This window comes from Oerskovia sp. NPDC060287 (assembly GCF_042726775.1).
Lineage (GTDB): Bacteria > Actinomycetota > Actinomycetes > Actinomycetales > Cellulomonadaceae > Oerskovia > Oerskovia merdavium.
This window is the reverse complement of record NZ_JBHXBO010000372.1, coordinates 1-2,660: the sequence shown is the minus strand read 5'-3', so window position 1 is coordinate 2,660 and position 2,660 is coordinate 1. Positions and strand designations below refer to the sequence as shown.

General features: G+C 69.1%; 2 protein-coding genes. Both read right to left on the bottom strand.

What is annotated here, in order from left to right; genetic code table 11:
* Nucleotides 1-87: 87 nt before the first annotated feature.
* The gene (locus tag ACFWFR_RS18995; protein ID WP_068627427.1) at nt 88-2,316 is read right to left on the bottom strand and encodes a polyribonucleotide nucleotidyltransferase; all 2,229 of its coding nucleotides are present in this window, start codon (nt 2,314-2,316) and stop codon (nt 88-90) included.
* 223 nt (nt 2,317-2,539) lie between these two features.
* On the bottom strand, nt 2,540-2,660 hold a 121-nt coding region (locus ACFWFR_RS18990; RefSeq protein WP_377624141.1), incomplete at its 5' end, for a 30S ribosomal protein S15.

The following is a 2,660-nucleotide window of genomic DNA, read 5'->3' as shown; positions in this document are numbered from 1 at the left end:
GAGCGACGGATGGTCGCCCCGTCCTGCCCGGCGGTCAGCTCACCCTCGGGCGAGCCCGAGGGGACGAGCGGAAGGTTCCAGGGCACGTCAGGCGTCGTCCCCGGCCGGTGCCTCGGCGTCGGCGGGCGCGTCGGTCTCCTCGACGACCGCGTGCAGCGACAGCTTGCCGCGCGGGTCGATCTCGCCGATCTCGACCTGGACCTTCTGGCCGATGGACAGCACGTCCTCGACGTTCTCCACGCGCTTGCCACCGACGAGCTTGCGGATCTGGCTGATGTGCAGCAGACCGTCCTTGCCCGGGGACAGCGAGATGAAGGCGCCGAACGACGTGGTCTTGACGACCGTGCCGACGAAGCGCTCGCCGATCTCGGGGACGTGCGGGTTGGCGATCGCGTTGATCGCCGCGCGGGCGGCCTCTGCGGAGGGGCCGTCGGTGGCACCGATGTACACGGTGCCGTCGTCCTCGATGGAGATGTCCGCGCCCGTCTCCTCCTGGATCTGGTTGATCATCTTGCCCTTCGGGCCGATGACCTCGCCGATCTTGTCCACGGGGACCTTGACCGCGATGACGCGAGGAGCGTTGGGGCTCATCTCGTCGGGCACGTCGATGGCCTCGTTGAGGACCTCGAGGATGGTCAGGCGAGCGTCGCGGGCCTGGGTCAGCGCGCCGGCCAGGACCGAGGCGGGGATGCCGTCGAGCTTGGTGTCGAGCTGGATGGCCGTGATGAACTCACGCGTGCCGGCGACCTTGAAGTCCATGTCGCCGAAAGCGTCCTCGGCACCGAGGATGTCGGTGAGCGCCGCGTAACGGGTCTCACCGTCCACGGTGTCGGAGACGAGGCCCATCGCGATGCCCGCGACCGCTGCACGCAGCGGCACACCGGCGTTGAGGAGCGAGAGGGTCGAGGCGCACACGGAGCCCATCGAGGTCGAGCCGTTGGACCCGAGGGCCTCGGAGACCTGACGGATCGCGTAGGGGAACTCCTCGCGGCTCGGGAGCACCGGGACGATCGCGCGCTCGGCGAGTGCGCCGTGCCCGATCTCGCGACGCTTCGGGCTGCCCACGCGGCCGGTCTCGCCGGTCGAGTAGGGCGGGAAGTTGTAGTTGTGCATGTAGCGCTTGCGCGTCTCCGGGGAGAGCGTGTCGAGCTGCTGCTCCATGCGGAGCATGTTCAGCGTGGTGACACCCAGGATCTGGGTCTCGCCGCGCTCGAAGATCGCCGAGCCGTGGACGCGGGGAAGGACCTCGACCTCGGCGGACAGGGTGCGGATGTCCGCGAGCCCACGGCCGTCGATGCGGAAGCCGTCCGTGAGGATGCGCGCGCGGATGAGCTTCTTCTGCACCGCGCGGTACGCGGCGGAGATCTCCTTCTCGCGGCCCGCGAAGTCACCGGCGAGCTCGGCCTGGACCTCGGCCTTGATCTCGTCGAGACGGTTCTCGCGGTCCTGCTTGTCCGCGATGCTCAGGGCCTCGCCCAGGCGGGCCGACGCGGCGGCCTCGACCGCGGCGTAGGTGTCGTCCTGGTAGTCCGGGAACGTCGGGAAGTCCTGCACGGGCTTGGCGGCCTTGGCCGCGAGCTCCTGCTGCGCCTCGACGAGCACGCGGATGAAGGGCTTGGCGGCCTCGAGGCCCTCGGCGACGACCTCTTCGGTCGGGGCGCCGACGCCCTCGTTCTTGATGAGGTTCCAGGAACCCTCGGTGGCCTCTGCCTCGACCATGGTGATCGCGACGTCGTCACCCACGACACGGCCGGCGACGACCATGTCGAAGACGGCGCGCTCCTTGTCGGAGTACTTGGGGAACGCGACCCACTGGCCGTCGATCAGGGCGACGCGGACGGCGCCGATCGGGCCGGAGAACGGCAGGCCGGACAGCTGCGTCGAGATCGACGCGGCGTTGATGGCCAGGGTGTCGTACGCGTCGTCCGGGTGGATCGCGAGCACGGTGATGACGACCTGGACCTCGTTGCGCAGGCCCTTGACGAACAGGGGGCGCAGCGGGCGGTCGATCAGGCGGCAGGCCAGGATCGCCTCGGTCGAGGGGCGACCCTCACGACGGAAGAACGAACCGGGGATCTTGCCGGCGGCGTACTGCCGCTCCTCGACGTCCACCGTCAGGGGGAAGAAGTCGAACTGGTCCTTGGGGTGCTTGCCGGCCGTCGTGGTCGACAGCAGCATGGTCTCGCCGTCCAGGTAGGCGGCTGCGGAGCCACCGGCCTGACGCGCGAGGCGTCCGGTCTCGAACCGGACGGTACGGGTTCCGAAGCGACCGTTGTCGATCGTTGCTTCGGTGAATTCGATCTCGGGACCCTCCACGGGTGCCCTCCTCACTCTCGAAGTGCCGCCTTCGGTGCCTGTCGAGGGTGCATCCACTCGACGCTCGGCGGTCTTCGATCGAGGCTCACGGTCTTCCCGCTCGAGGCGGGTTCCGGGGGCCACTACCGAGGACCGAACGAAAGGCTGGCGGCGTGGGTTTCTTACGGGTACATCACACCGGACCAGCCCGGTCCCTGGTGGGACCGGGCTGAGTCAGGGGGTGTCAGCGACGCAGACCGAGGCGCTCGATGAGGCTGCGGTAGCGGTTGATGTCGACCTTCTGCAGGTAGCCGAGGAGACGGCGACGCTGGCCGACGAGGAGAAGCAGGCCACGACGGCTGTGG